The sequence below is a fragment of the Pseudomonas sp. P129 genome, from assembly GCF_020312195.1.
Lineage (GTDB): Bacteria > Pseudomonadota > Gammaproteobacteria > Pseudomonadales > Pseudomonadaceae > Aquipseudomonas > Aquipseudomonas fragariae.
Genome location: NZ_JAGPYS010000005.1, coordinates 117,325 through 131,488, shown reverse-complemented (window position 1 = coordinate 131,488; position 14,164 = coordinate 117,325). Strand labels below are relative to the sequence as shown.

Genomic DNA, 14,164 nt, shown 5'->3' with positions numbered 1-14,164 from the left:
TTCAGTTTTCTACGGAGTACCGCCCTTGGACGCCACCACCATCAACAGCCTGTTCCTGATCGGCGCGTTGCTGGTAGCCGCAAGCATCCTGGTCAGTTCTCTTTCGTCGCGCCTGGGCATTCCGATTCTGGTCATTATTCTGGCCGTAGGCATGGTTGCAGGCGTCGATGGCGGCGGGATCATCTTCGACAACTACGCGACCGCCTACCTGGTCGGCAACCTTGCGCTGGCGGTGATCCTGCTCGACGGCGGGCTGCGAACGCGGGTGGCCAGTTTCCGGGTTGCACTGTGGCCGGCCTTGTCGCTGGCGACGGTGGGCGTGCTGATCACCACGGTACTGACCGGCATGATGGCTGCGTGGCTGTTCAATCTCAGCGTTATTCAGGGCCTGTTGATCGGCGCGATCGTCGGCTCCACAGACGCCGCGGCGGTGTTCTCCCTGCTGGGCGGCAAAGGTTTGAACGAGCGCGTTACCGCCAGCCTCGAGATCGAGTCGGGGAGCAACGACCCCATGGCGGTGTTCCTGACTGTCACCCTGATCGGCATGCTCGCCAGCGGTCAGACCGGCTTGCACTGGGGACTGCTGGGGCACCTGATCCAGGAATTCGGGATCGGCAGCTTCATCGGTCTGGGCGGCGGCTGGATCCTGCTGCAACTGGTCAACCGCATCAATCTGGCCGCCGGCCTCTACCCGATTCTGGTGATTGCCGGTGGCCTGGCAATCTTCGCCCTGACCAACGCCATCCACGGCAGCGGCTTTCTCGCGGTCTACCTGTGCGGTCTGGTGCTCGGCAACCGGCCGATTCGCAGTCGCCACGGCATCCTGCACATGCTCGACGGCATGGCCTGGCTGGCACAGATCGGCATGTTTCTGGTACTGGGCCTGCTGGTCACGCCGCACGATCTGCTGCCGATTGCGATACCAGCGCTGGGTCTGGCGCTGTGGATGATTCTGGTGGCACGTCCACTGTCGGTGATGGTCGGCCTGCTGCCGTTCAAGGCCTTCCATGATCGCGAAAAAGCCTTTATCGCCTGGGTCGGACTGCGTGGCGCGGTGCCGATCATCCTCGCGGTGTTCCCGCTGATGGCCGGCCTGCCCAATGCGCAGCTGTACTTCAACCTGGCGTTCTTTATCGTGCTGGTTTCGCTGTTGCTGCAAGGCACTAGCCTGCCGTGGATGGCCAAACTGCTGAAAGTGACGGTTCCGCCTGATCCCGCGCCGATTTCCCGGGCCGCGCTGGAGGTACACGTCACCAGCGAATGGGAGTTGTTCGTCTACCGCCTGGGCGCTGAAAAGTGGTGCATCGGCGCGGCGCTGCGTGAGCTGAAGATGCCGGAAGGCACGCGTATCGCGGCACTGTTCCGCGGCCAGCAACTGCTCCACCCGTCCGGCAGTACAACCCTGGAAGTCGGTGATCTGCTGTGCGTGATCGGCCACGAACACGACCTTCCAGCGCTGGGCAAATTGTTCAGCCAGGCGCCGCAGCGTGGGCTGGACCTGCGTTTCTTCGGCGACTTCGTGCTCGAAGGCGACGCAAGGCTGGGTGAAGTGGCGGCCCTGTATGGCCTGAAACTCGACGGCATCGACCCTGGAATGCCGCTCAGCCAGTTCATCGTGCAGAAGAACCGTGGCGAACCGGTGGTCGGCGACCAGGTTGAATGGAATGGAACTATTTGGACGGTTGCCGTCATGGACGGGAACAAGATCCAGAAAGTGGGCGTCAAATTCCCCGAAGGAACCCGCCCGGGCCCCGGACTGTTCCTTTAAACTGCCAACCCACACGTATCATCATGCGACCGGTGTCTATGTTTTCCCTGCGTTCCTTTTGTGCTGCCGCACTGTTTGCGCTCTGCCTGTCTTCTTTCCCGGCGCTCGCCGCCGACCCGCCCAGCAGCGCCGCTGTTCAGCAAAGCCTCGACAAGATTGCCGACCGCAAGCTGCCTGATGCCGAGCAAAAGGCACTGCAACAGGTCCTCGAACAGACACTGGCGTTTCTGAACAGCAAGCAGGACAGCGAACAGAAACTCGAAGCGCTCAAACAGCAGCTCGCCCAGGCGCCAAAACAGACTTCGGAGAACCAGCGTGAACTGGCCCGCCTGAAAGAAAGCAAAGTGGTACCTGTGGCCCAGCGCTATGGCGGCCTCGATGTGCCGCAGCTGGAGCAACTGCTCAGTCAGCGCAGCACCCAGCAGAGTGATCTGCAGAGCGAACTCAACGACGCCAACAGCCTGGCCATTACCGCACAAACGCGGCCGGAGCGTGCCCAGACTGAGATCAGCGCCAACCAGACGCGCATCCAGCAGATCAACGCCATCCTCAAGAATGGCAAGGACAACGGCAAGCCCCTGAGCGCCGACCAGCGCAACCTGCTCAATGCAGAGCTGGCCTCGATCAACGCCCTCAACCTGCTGCGCCGCCAGGAACTGGCCGGCAACAGCCAGTTGCAGGACCTGGGCAACAGCCAGCATGACTTGCTGACCGAGAAGGTCGCGCGCCAGGAGCAGGAAATTCAGGACCTGCAGACCCTGATCAACGACAAGCGTCGCGCCCAGTCGCAGAAAACGGTTGCCGACCTGTCCCTGGAAGCGCAGAAGTCAGGCGGCAGCAGCCTGCTGGCGACCGAAAGCGCTGCCAACCTCAAGCTCTCGGACTACCTGTTGCGCGGCACCGATCGCCTCAACGAACTGACCCAGCAGAACCTCAAGACCAAGCAGCAGCTCGACAACCTGACCCAGACCGATCAAGCCCTCAGCGAGCAGATCAACGTGCTGAGCGGTAGCCTGCTGCTGTCCAAGATTCTCTACAAACAGAAACAGGCGTTGCCGCACCTTGAGCTGGACAAGGGTCTGGCCGATGAAATCGCCAACATTCGCCTGTATCAGTTCGACATCAACCAGCAACGCGAACAGATGAGCACGCCGACCGCTTACGTCGAAAAGCTGCTCGCTACCCAGCCGCCTGAAAACGTCACCCCGCAACTGCGCCGGACGCTGCTGGACCTGGCCATCACCCGCAGTGACTTGCTGGAGCGCCTCAATCGCGAACTGAGCGCGTTGCTCAACGAATCCATCACCCTGCAACTGAACCAGAAGCAACTGACCAGCACTGCTCAGGGGCTGCGCGCCACACTCGACGAGCAAATGTTCTGGATCCCCAGCAACAAGCCGCTGGACGTGGAATGGTTTCAGAATATCTGGCCGCGTCTGCAAAAGCAGGTCGCCACCCTGCCGTGGACATCCAGCCTCAGCGAACTGTCAGACGGCCTGACCCAGCGGCCGCTGCTGTTCCTGCCCTTGCTGCTGTTGATCGGCATACTGACCTGGCGGCGCAAGGCGCTGTACCAGAAGCTCAATCGCCTGCACGCCGACATCGGTCACTTCAAGCGTGACAGCCAATGGAAGACGCCACTGGCGCTGCTGATCAACGTGCTGCTGGCCATGCCCGTCGCACTGGGGCTGGCGCTGTGCGGTTACGCGCTGCAGATCGACGCCCGCGGTCAAAACGCCAATCTGGGCGAGGCCTTGCTGCAGATCGCCCTGGCCTGGCTGGTGTTCTACACCGCCTATCGCGTGCTTGCGCCGTCTGGCGTTGCGCAGTTGCACTTCCGCTGGGAGACGGCGCAAGTCGAGTTCCTGCGTGGCTGGGTGCGGCGCCTGGGGCTGGTGGTCCTGGCCCTGGTGGCGGTAGTGGCCGTCGCCGAACACCAGCCTGCCGCACTGGCCGACGACGTGCTGGGAATCGGCGTGGTGCTGACCTGTTACGCCCTGATGACCTGGCTGCTTGGCCGCCTGCTGATCTCCAGCCCCACGCATCACAATGCCTCACTGTTCCGCAAAACCGTCGGCGTTTTGTTCACGGCGTTGCCCGTCGCGCTCTTCCTCGCAGTCTGCTTTGGCTACTACTACACCGCGCTCAAGCTCAGCGACCGTCTGATCGACACCCTGTACCTGATGATGATCTGGCTGATGGTCGAGGCGACCTTCGTCCGCGGGCTGAGCGTGGCCGCCCGGCGCCTGGCCTATCAGCGTGCGCTGGCCAAGCGTCAGGCAGCCAGAGAAAACGGCGACAGCGACATTCCGGTCGAAGAACCCAAGCTGGACATCGAACAGGTCAACCAGCAGTCGCTGCGTCTGATCCGTCTGGCCCTGCTGGCCGGTTTCGTCGGTGCGCTGTATCTGGTGTGGGCCGAGCTGATCACGGTGTTCGCCTACCTGGACAACATCATTCTCTACGAATACACCAGCGGCACCGGTGCCAACATGAGCATGGTGCCGATCAGCCTGAGCGACTTCCTCGGTGCGGGGGTGATCATCGTCATCACCTTCGTGCTCGCCGGCAACCTGCCCGGCCTGCTGGAAGTACTCGTGCTGTCACGCATGAACCTCGCGCAGGGCAGTGCCTACGCGACGACCACACTGCTGTCGTACACCATCGCCGGTGTCGGCTTCGTCACCACGTTGTCGACACTGGGCGTGAGCTGGGACAAATTGCAGTGGCTGGTCGCGGCGCTGTCGGTGGGACTGGGCTTCGGCATGCAGGAAATCTTCGCCAACTTCATTTCCGGCATCATGATCCTCTTCGAACGTCCGGTACGGATCGGCGACACCATCACCATCGGTGCCCTGTCGGGGACGGTCAGCAAGATCCGCATCCGCGCCACGACCATCACCGACTTCGACCGCAAGGACATCATCGTCCCGAACAAGACCTTCATCACCGGCCAGCTCATCAACTGGTCGCTGACCGACACCGTCACCCGCGTAACCCTCAAGCTGGGCGTGGATTACGGCTCGGACCTGGACCTGGTGCGCTCCCTGCTGCTACAAGCCGCCCGGGAAAACCCGCGGGTGCTCAAGGAGCCAGAACCGATTGTCTACTTCCTGAACTTCGGCGAAAGCACCCTCGACCACGAACTGCGCATGCACGTACGCGACCTGGGCGACCGCAACCCGGTACTCGACGAGATCAACCGCTTCATCAATCGCGAGTTCAAGAAGCAGCACATCAACATCTCGTTCCGCCAGATGGAGATCTACCTCAAGAATACCCAGGGCCTGGAATACAAACTGGTGCCCGCCGAACCAAGCGACAAGGGCAATGCGCCGACCGGAAAAACCACCCTGCAGCCGGTGAACACTACCGTAACCCCGGCGACCAAGGATGCGCCCGAGCCGCCTGAGTTGCGGCTGGATTGAGAAGACTGACAGTGTGCGTCAGCCGCCCCCACGCGGCTGACGCACATTAACGATCAAGTCAGGCCTCAACCCGCCCAATCACCACCTTCGCCTCCAGATACCCCCCAGGCTCCTTGCTGATCTGCACGGTTCCGGCACACGGTGCCAGTATCGATGTTTCCATCTTCATCGCCTCCATGATGGCGATCACCTGTCCCTTCTCTACCATCGCACCGTCTTCAACCGCCCAGGCATGCAAGTTGCCCGCGACCGGCGTCAGGACTGCGTGCGGGTCCGGGGTGTCGGCGACTGGCTGGCTGGCGTCAGCCGGGGCGGCAGCGTTCAGGCTCATGCCGGCCAGCAGCGCAGCAGGCAGGCCCAGTTCGTGGCGTTTGCCGTCGATTTCAACAAAGGTGCGCAGCACGCCCGGATCGACCGGCTCTGCGTTGCGTGGGGCGATGGTGACGTGCTCGGCGAAGTCGGTTTCGATCCAGCGGGTGTGGACGGCGAAGGTATCGGCCGCGGTGAAGTCGGCATGGTCCATGACCGCCCGGTGGAACGGCAGCACGGTGGCCACGCCTTCCACCTTGAACTCGGCCAGCGCACGGCGGGCGCGGCTGATGGCCTGTTCGCGGGTGGCGCCGGTGACGATCAGCTTGGCGATCATCGAGTCGAAGTTCGGTGAGACCCGTGAGCCTTCTGCCACGCCGGTGTCCAGACGCACGCCCGGACCGGACGGCGGCTGAAATAAAGTGATAGACCCTGGCGTCGGCAGAAAGCCGTTGCCCGCGTCTTCGGCATTGATGCGGAATTCAAAGCTGTGACCGCGCGGCACAGGCGTGCCATCGAACGACAGCGGCAGGCCGTCGGCGACGCGAAGTTGTTCGATGACCAGGTCCACACCGCTGGTTTCTTCCGTCACCGGGTGTTCGACCTGCAAGCGCGTGTTGACCTCCAGGAACGACAGGGTGCCATCGCCGCTGAGCAGGAACTCCACCGTACCGGCACCGACATAGCCCGCTTCGGCGCAGACCGCGCGGGCCGACTCGTGAATGCGCTGGCGCAGTTCGTCATTCAGATAAGGCGCTGGCGCTTCTTCGATCAGCTTCTGGTTGCGACGCTGCAACGAGCAGTCACGGGTGCCGACCACAACCACCCGGCCATGACGGTCGGCGATGATCTGCGCTTCGATGTGCCGTGGGCGATCCAGGAAGCGCTCGACGAAGCACTCGCCACGACCGAACGCGGTCACCGCCTCACGCACTGCAGATTCGTACAGCTCGCTGACTTCATCGAGCTTCCAGGCGACTTTCAGGCCGCGCCCACCGCCGCCAAAGGCAGCCTTGATGGCAATCGGCAGGCCGTGCTGCTCGGCAAATGCGACCACCTCAGAGGCATCGTTTACCGGGTCTTCCGTACCGGCCACCAGCGGTGCGCCGACTTTCAGGGCGATACGTCGGGCCTGGACCTTGTCGCCCAGTGCGTCGATGGTCGCAGGATCGGGGCCGATCCAGATCAGACCGGCGTCGATCACCGCGCGGGCGAATTCGGCGCGCTCCGAGAGGAAGCCGTAGCCCGGGTGAACCGCGTCGGCACCGGCACGCGCGGCAACCGCCAGCAGCTTTTCGATGTTCAGGTAAGTGTCGGTCGGGCGCTCGCCCTGCAGCCCGTAGGCTTCATCGGCCTGACGCACGTGCAGCGCGTCGATATCGGCATCAGCGTACACCGCCACCGAGGCGACTCCGTAGTCACGGCAGGCACGGGCAATACGAACGGCAATTTCGCCACGATTGGCTATCAGAACCTTTTTCATCTGTTCTTGGTCTCGTCTGAAGTGGCGGGGCGCACTGGCTCGAAGGCGCTCAGCGGGTTGAAGCGAATGCGGGCATTGACCGGAATCTGCCCGGCCTTGTCCAGGTGGTAGGTGGCGACTGCGCCGATGACCGGATAACCACCGGTCAACGGGTGATCGGCCAGAAACAGCACCGGCTGGCCACTGGGCGGCACTTGAATGGCGCCGACTGTGGTGCCCTCGCTGGGCAACTCGCCATCGACGGCACGTTGCAGCGATTGCTCGCCCGCCAGGCGAATGCCGATACGGTTGGATTGCGGCGTGACCAGCCAGGTCTGTTGCGCCAGCAGTTGCTGTGCTTCGGCGCTGAACCAGTCACTGCGCGGCCCCATGACCACATCCAGGGTGATGACCTCATCGCTACGCGGCATCTCGAAGGCCGGTTGTTCGGCAGTCGATACTGAAAGGCCGCCGGTTCTGCGCGTGAAGCCCAGCCGGTCACCCGCTGCCAACGCGGCGGGCCCGACCTGGGCCAGCGTGTCGGTGGACAGGCTGCCGAGCACCGGCTCATGAATGAAACCGCCACGAACCGCCAGATAATTGCGCAGGCCGGCAGTCGGGGAACCGATGCTGACCTGATCGCCGTTCTGTAGAGAAAAAGGCGCATAAAGCAGCGGCCGCAATTTTTGCCCTTCGGCGGTCAGCACCTCGACGCTGACCTGAGCCCCGGTAATCGCCACAACGGTCTGCCCCTGACAGGTAAACGTCAGGCCGCCCATGAGATTTTCCAGGCACGCTGTCGCCGGATCGTTACCCACCGCGCGGTTGGCGGCGCGCAAGGCGCCGCGATCCAGCGCGCCCGATGCGGAAACACCCTGCCCCGCGCGACCGGGACGCCCCAGATCCTGAAACAGGGTTTGCAGACCTGGCGTCTCGATCTGCAGATAGTCTTCGTTGACCGTCGTCGCCTGCGGCCGGACAGGTGCGGCAACCTGCACACCGGTCTCCGGGAGCGGACCGGCATCCTGGAAACGCACGCGATAGCCGGGCTGGAGCAAGGCGGGCTCGTCGCGGCCCAGATCCCACATGGTTGAGGTGGTCACCCCGATGATCTGCCAGCCGCCGGGGCTGGCCTGTGGATAAATGCCACTGAAACCACCGGCCAGTGCCACTGCGCCAGCCGGAATACGCGTGCGCGGCGTGCTGCGCCGTGGCACCACGAACCCGGCGCCGCCGCTGAGGTAGGCAAAACCGGGCGCAAAGCCGCAGAACGCAACGTTGTAGTCGCTGCTGGTGTGGCGCTTGATGACTTCCTCGACGCTGATGTCCAGCTCGCGGGCGACATCGGCCAGGTCTTCACCGTTGTAATGCACCGGTATTTCGATCAGCTTGCCCGCCTCGCGCGCCTTGCCACGAATGTCGCGCGAGGCGATCTGTGTGGCCAGTGCTTCGAAACCGATGGCTGACGGACGAAAATGCACCAGCAACGTTCGGGCGGCCGGGACGATTTCCTCCACGCCAGCGATGGGCATCTGCTGTAACGATTCGAACAGGGCCAGGGTCTCGTCCAGATTCGACAGTTCAACCAGGAGTGCATCCAGGTTGGCCGGGTAGAAACGCATGAGCCTCTCCTATACGTGGTAGTAGCTGTCCGGGATATCGGTAATGAACATGTGGCCCGGCGCGTGGGAAATCGCAAACGGCACACGGGACGCCATGACCACCGCCTGCGGGGTCACACCGCAAGCCCAGAACACCGGAATCTCGCCGGGCCTGATCGTCACCGCATCACCAAAATCAGGGGTCGCCAGGTCGTTGATGCCGAGCAGTCCAGGCTCGCCGACATGTACCGGCGCGCCGTGCACACCGGGGTAGCGACCGGTGATGCGCGCCGCTTCGGCAACCCGGTCCGCGGCGATCGGGCGCATCGACACCACCATGTTGCCCTGCAGGCGTCCGGCCGGGCGGCAGACGCGGTTGCTGCGGTACATCGGCACATTGCAGCCTTCGCTGATGTGGCGCACATCGATGCCGGCGTGCATCAGGTCGGTTTCGAAGGTGAAACTGCAGCCAATCAGAAAGCTGACCAGATCAGTGTGCTGCGCCCAGATGTGGCTCACGTCACTCAGTTCTTCGGCGAGTTGCCCGTCGCGCCAGACCCGGTACAGCGGCAGGTCGGTGCGCAGATCAGCCTGCTCGGCCAACAGCGTGGTGTGGCTGCCGGGCTCGGTCACATCCAGCACCGGGCAGGCTTGCGGGTTACGCTGCGCGAACAGCAGAAAGTCATACGCCCATTCACGCGGCAGCGTGATCATGTTGCACTGGGTCAGACCGGGCGCTTGGCCAGCGGTCGGCGCGACGAATCCCTGGCGATAACGGGCACGGGCGGCGCTGGCTGCCTCGCGGGCGAGTTGCAGTGAATTCATGATCAGCCTCGATTGAATGCGCGGACAGTGACGCCTGCGTCGTGCAAACGGTCTTTCAGAATACGCGCGATGTTCACCGCGCCCGGGCTGTCGCCATGCACGCAGATCGAATCGGCCTGCAGGCTGATTTCGCGGCCATCTTCAGCCTCGATGACGCCTTCGCGCACCAGGCGCAGCATGCGCTCGGCGATCCGTTCGGCGTCGTGCAGCACGGCACCGGGCCGCGAGCGCGAGACCAGCGTGCCTTCAGCGGTATAGGCGCGGTCGGCGAACGCTTCGGCGACGCAGGAAAGCCCGGCTTCGCGTGCCCAGTCGAGCAGCGGCGAGTTGGCCAGGCACACCAGCTTCAGTGCGGGATCAATGCGCAGCAGCGCCTGAATGACCGCCGCGGCCTGACGCTGATCACCGGCAATGGTGTTGTACAGCGCGCCGTGAGGCTTGACGTAGCTCACGCTCGTCCCGGCGCTGCGAGCCAGGCCCTGCAGTGCGCCGATCTGATAAATGACATCGGCGGTCAGCTGGTCGCTCGGGATGTCCATGTTGCGGCGGCCGAACCCTACCAGGTCCGGGTAGGCCACATGCGCGCCGATGGCAACGCCCCGGGCCGCAGCGGCCTCGAGGGTGCGCAGGATCCCGGCCGGGTCACCGGCATGGAAACCGCAGGCCACGTTGGCGCTGCTGACCACATCGAGAATCGCCTCGTCATCGCCCATGCTCCAGGCGCCGAAGCTTTCACCGAGGTCACTGTTGAGGTCTATCGCAGGCATTTTTTGTTCTCCGAAATCAGGCTGCATTGATGAAGGCAAAGATGGGACCGACTGATTTGAACGCCATGTACCACGACAGCAGACAGGTCAGCACGCCCAGCACTAATAGCCAGCGCGGGTAGTGGTAGCCGTCCATCATGTCGGACCGACGCCAGCCGACGTACATGAAAATGCTCAGGCCCAGTGGCAGGATCAAGCCGTTGAAGCCCCCGGCAAAGACCAGCAGCGCGGCCGGTGGTTTGCCCCACATGACGTATACGACCACGGTGATCAGGATAAAGCCGACAGTCGCGAGGTTGCGCGCGCGTTCGGTGATGCGCTTGGAAAACACCGTGATGAACGACATCGAAGTATAGGACGCGCCGATCACGCTGCTGATGCCGGCCGCCCAGAGCACCAGGCCGAACATGATCAGGCCGAAGTTGCCAGCGGCAGCGGTGAACGCCTGGGCTGCGGGGTTTGCACCCTTGCCGGACACATCGATGACGACGCCGCTGGCGACCACGCCGAGGATCGCCAGAAACAGTATGTAACGAACAACCCCGGTGACCAGAATACCGGTCAGCGCCGCCTTGGACACCACATCGATGTTCTCGACCCCGACGGTGCCGCGATCCAGCAATCGGTGAGCACCGGCGTAAGTGATATAGCCGCCGACCGTGCCACCGACAATGGTGGTGATGGCCGCGAAATCGACCATGTCCGGCAGGATGGTCTGGCGCAGCGCTTCACCCAGCGGCGGGTGCGAGGCAAAGGCAGCGAAGAGGATCAGGCAGACCTTCAGGGTGCCCAGCACCATCATGATGCGGTCCATGGCGATGCCGGCGCGGTGCGACGAGAAGATCGCAATGGCGATCAGCGCGCTCAAGGCGCCACCCCATTTGGGGTCAAGACCGGTCAACGCGTTCAAGCCCAGCCCCGCACCGGCGATGTTGCCCAGACTGAACACCAGGCCGCCGAAGATGACCAGTACCGCGAGCAGATAACCGCTGCCCGGAATCGCCGCGTTGGCCAGATCGGCCGCGCGCATTTTGGTCAACGTTACGATGCGCCAGACATTCAGCTGCACCACGAAGTCGATCAGGATCGAGGCCAGGATGCCGAAAGCGAACGCCGCCCCCAGCGTCGCAGTAAACGTAGCTGTCTGGGTCAGAAAGCCAGGACCGATGGCAGACGTCGCCATCATGAAGATCGCGGCGATCAATGAGGCGCGGCGCGCCTTGGTGAACTCATTGGCAGTCTGTGTCACGGCGGCATTCCTGAGATGAGAGGTAATCTGCTTGAGCAACGACCATGCCAAAGGTCATTCAAGCGCGCCAAGTTGTAGATACACAAAGATAATATTGTTGAACAATGTAGATGGTGTGGATCAACCATGTGCACCATGTTGTTACGCAGGGACTCAGGTGTGCTACCTGATGAAGCATCTGTTGACCTTCGTCCTTGCCAGCCAATCAGCTGTCGTGGAATATCGACCTGGCTTTTCTTTCTCTGGACCTTTTATGAACGACGCTGCTTCTACCCTCCCTCGCACCCTCGGAGAATCAATCACCACTGAGCTTCGCAGAATGCTGGTCGAGGGCGAGCTGGTGCCTGGTCAGCGCCTCTCGGAAGCCGCTCTGGCCGAGAGTCTGGATATTTCCCGTAATACCCTGAGAGAAGCCTTCAGAGTACTGACCCGCGAAGGACTGCTGACCCACGAGCCCAATCGCGGCGTCACCGTGGCCAAGCCTGATATGGCGTCGATCATCGATATCTACCGAATTCGGCGCTTCATCGAGTGCGGGGCGATTGCCCAGGCTTACCCACAGCATCCCGGTGTGCTGCACATGCGCAATGCGGTCGAGGCGGGCGTGCAGGCGCGTGAAGCGAAGGACTGGATTGCCGTGGGCACCGCCAACATGATGTTTCACAAGGCCATCGTCGAGCTGTCCGACAGCCCGCGACTGGTGGCGTTTTATGCGCAGATATCGGCAGAGTTGCGACTGGCCTTCGGCTTGCTCAACAATCCGGAACTGCTGCATTCGCCCTATCTGGACATGAATGCTGCGGTACTCGGGCGCCTGGACGCGGGCAAGACCGATGAGGCAACGCGCATGCTCGAGGATTATCTGGTGCAATCGGAACGAACGATTCTGGCCGCCTTCGAGCGAAGCCGGAACCGATAGTCCGGGCGCAGGCCTGATCACCAGAACTACCACCCTGGGACCCGGTCTACGGGTTCTGACCGTTGCAACACGCCCGACGAGCCAGGCAGGCCGCCGCTTCGTTGAAAGCCTGAAATTCCCCTCTGGAGGCGATACGCTTTGAAAGCACTCGACGAACTCATTTTCGACAACCGCTTTGCCCGTCTGGGCGATGCGTTTTCTACTTCCGTGCTGCCTGAGCCCATCGATGCGCCGCAGCTTGTGGTTGCCAGCCAGTCAGCACTGGCACTGCTGGACCTGGCCCCCGAACAGGCCGATCTGCCGTTGTTCGCGGAAATCTTCAGCGGCCACAAGCTGTGGTCCGAAGCAGAGCCTCGGGCGATGGTGTATTCCGGGCATCAGTTTGGCTCCTACAACCCGCGCCTGGGGGATGGCCGTGGCCTGCTGCTAGGCGAGGTGTACAACGACGCCGGCGAGCACTGGGACCTGCACCTCAAGGGCGCCGGCCGCACGCCGTATTCGCGGATGGGTGACGGGCGCGCCGTACTGCGCTCTTCGATCCGCGAGTTTCTGGCTTCCGAGGCTCTGCACGCACTGGGCATCCCCAGCAGCCGCGCGGGGTGTGTGGTCAGCTCCAGCACGCCGGTATGGCGCGAAACCCAGGAACATGCCGCTATGGTGCTGCGTCTGGCACAGAGTCATGTGCGCTTCGGCAGCCTGGAATACTTCTTCTACACCAAGCAGCCAGAGCAGTTGAAGACCCTCGCCGAGCATGTGCTGACGATGCATTACCCGCATTGCCAGGAGCAGCCGGAGCCGTATCTGGCGATGTTCCGGGAAATCGTCGAGCGCAACGCCGAGCTGATTGCCAAGTGGCAGGCCTACGGCTTCTGCCATGGTGTGATGAACACCGACAACATGTCGATTCTGGGCATTACCTTCGATTTCGGACCGTTCGCATTTCTGGACGATTTCGATGAGCACTTCATCTGCAACCACTCCGATCACGAAGGTCGCTACTCCTTCAGCAATCAGGTGCCTATCGCGCAATGGAACCTCAGCGCGCTGGCACAGGCGCTGACCCCGTTCATCAGCGTGGAAGCGCTGCGTGAGGCCATCGGTTTGTTCCTGCCGCTGTATCAGGCCCACTACCTGGACCTGATGCGCCGCCGACTGGGCCTGACCGTTGCTCAGGAGCAGGATGAACAACTGGTCAGCCAGTTGCTGAAATTGATGCAGAACAGCGGCGTGGATTACACCCTGTTCTTCCGCCGCCTGGGTGATCAGCCAGCCGCCGAGGCGTTGCGCACGTTGCGTGACGACTTTGTCGATATCAAGGGCTTCGATGGCTGGGCGCAAGCGTATCAAGCGCGTATTGCCCTTGAGGACAACGGCACCGAGCAGGAGCGTCAGACCCGCATGCATGCAGTCAATCCGCTGTACATCCTGCGCAACTACCTGGCGCAGAACGCCATCGCTGCTGCGGAAAAAGGCGACTACGAAGAAGTACGCCGCCTGCATCAGGTGCTCTGCACCCCCTTCACCGAACAGCCCGGCATGCAAGGCTACGCCCAACGCCCGCCGGACTGGGGCAAGCACCTGGAAATCAGCTGTTCGTCGTGAGGCATTTGACCCCTATCGTGGCCATGCTCCAGCGTAGGCATGCCGTTCTGGACGCTCTCCTGTAACTATCGTGCGGCGCTCCGCGTCGCATGCAGTTCTGGACGCTCCGCGTCCTGCCTTGAGTGTGCGGTGCGGCGCAGATCTGTGACGCAGAGCGTCACGAAAGGCATTCCCACGCTGGAGCGTGAGGAACGATAGGCGCCCGCAAGAACACCATCTAACTATCGTGCGGCG

At 62.6% G+C, this 14,164-nt stretch carries 9 protein-coding genes; 4 read left to right on the top strand and 5 right to left on the bottom strand.

Going from position 1 to position 14,164, the window contains the following annotated elements:
* Positions 1-25 precede the first annotated feature (25 nt).
* Complete coding sequence (locus KBY02_RS14435) at positions 26-1,768, top strand: potassium/proton antiporter (RefSeq protein WP_003414375.1); 1,743 nt, start codon at positions 26-28, stop codon at positions 1,766-1,768.
* Between the two features lie 38 nt (positions 1,769-1,806).
* Complete coding sequence (mscK, locus tag KBY02_RS14430; protein ID WP_024640343.1) at positions 1,807-5,196, top strand: mechanosensitive channel MscK; 3,390 nt, start codon at positions 1,807-1,809, stop codon at positions 5,194-5,196.
* Positions 5,197-5,254: 58 nt separating this feature from the next.
* Here mscK and KBY02_RS14425 read toward each other — a convergent pair whose 3' ends face one another.
* From KBY02_RS14425 to KBY02_RS14405, 5 genes are read right to left on the bottom strand one after another with little or no spacing between them, the layout of a single operon-like run.
* Positions 5,255-6,988 (bottom strand): acetyl/propionyl/methylcrotonyl-CoA carboxylase subunit alpha, encoded by a 1,734-nt coding sequence (locus KBY02_RS14425; RefSeq protein ID WP_096136037.1) that lies wholly within the window; start codon positions 6,986-6,988, stop codon positions 5,255-5,257.
* Complete coding sequence (locus tag KBY02_RS14420) at positions 6,985-8,589, bottom strand: 5-oxoprolinase/urea amidolyase family protein (protein WP_032655144.1); 1,605 nt, start codon at positions 8,587-8,589, stop codon at positions 6,985-6,987. The genes KBY02_RS14425 and KBY02_RS14420 overlap by 4 nt, the downstream gene beginning before the upstream one ends.
* A 9-nt stretch (positions 8,590-8,598) precedes the next feature.
* A complete protein-coding gene (locus KBY02_RS14415) occupies positions 8,599-9,393 on the bottom strand; it encodes a putative hydro-lyase (protein WP_024650004.1) in 795 nt (264 codons plus the stop codon).
* 2 nt (positions 9,394-9,395) lie between these two features.
* Entirely contained in the window at positions 9,396-10,160 is a 765-nt protein-coding gene (locus tag KBY02_RS14410) for a LamB/YcsF family protein (RefSeq protein ID WP_003422431.1), read from the bottom strand.
* Between the two features lie 16 nt (positions 10,161-10,176).
* Complete coding sequence (locus KBY02_RS14405; protein ID WP_003345192.1) at positions 10,177-11,409, bottom strand: NRAMP family divalent metal transporter; 1,233 nt, start codon at positions 11,407-11,409, stop codon at positions 10,177-10,179.
* Between the two features lie 253 nt (positions 11,410-11,662).
* Here KBY02_RS14405 and KBY02_RS14400 point away from each other — a divergent pair, with 253 nt between their 5' ends.
* Both KBY02_RS14400 and selO read left to right on the top strand, forming a co-directional pair.
* Positions 11,663-12,328, top strand: a complete 666-nt coding sequence (locus tag KBY02_RS14400) for a GntR family transcriptional regulator (protein WP_080266962.1) — start codon at positions 11,663-11,665, stop codon at positions 12,326-12,328.
* A 138-nt stretch (positions 12,329-12,466) separates the two neighbouring features.
* On the top strand, positions 12,467-13,930 hold the full coding sequence (gene selO, locus KBY02_RS14395; RefSeq protein WP_032655141.1) for a protein adenylyltransferase SelO: 1,464 nt from the start codon (positions 12,467-12,469) through the stop codon (positions 13,928-13,930).
* The last annotated feature ends 234 nt before the right edge of the window (positions 13,931-14,164 follow it).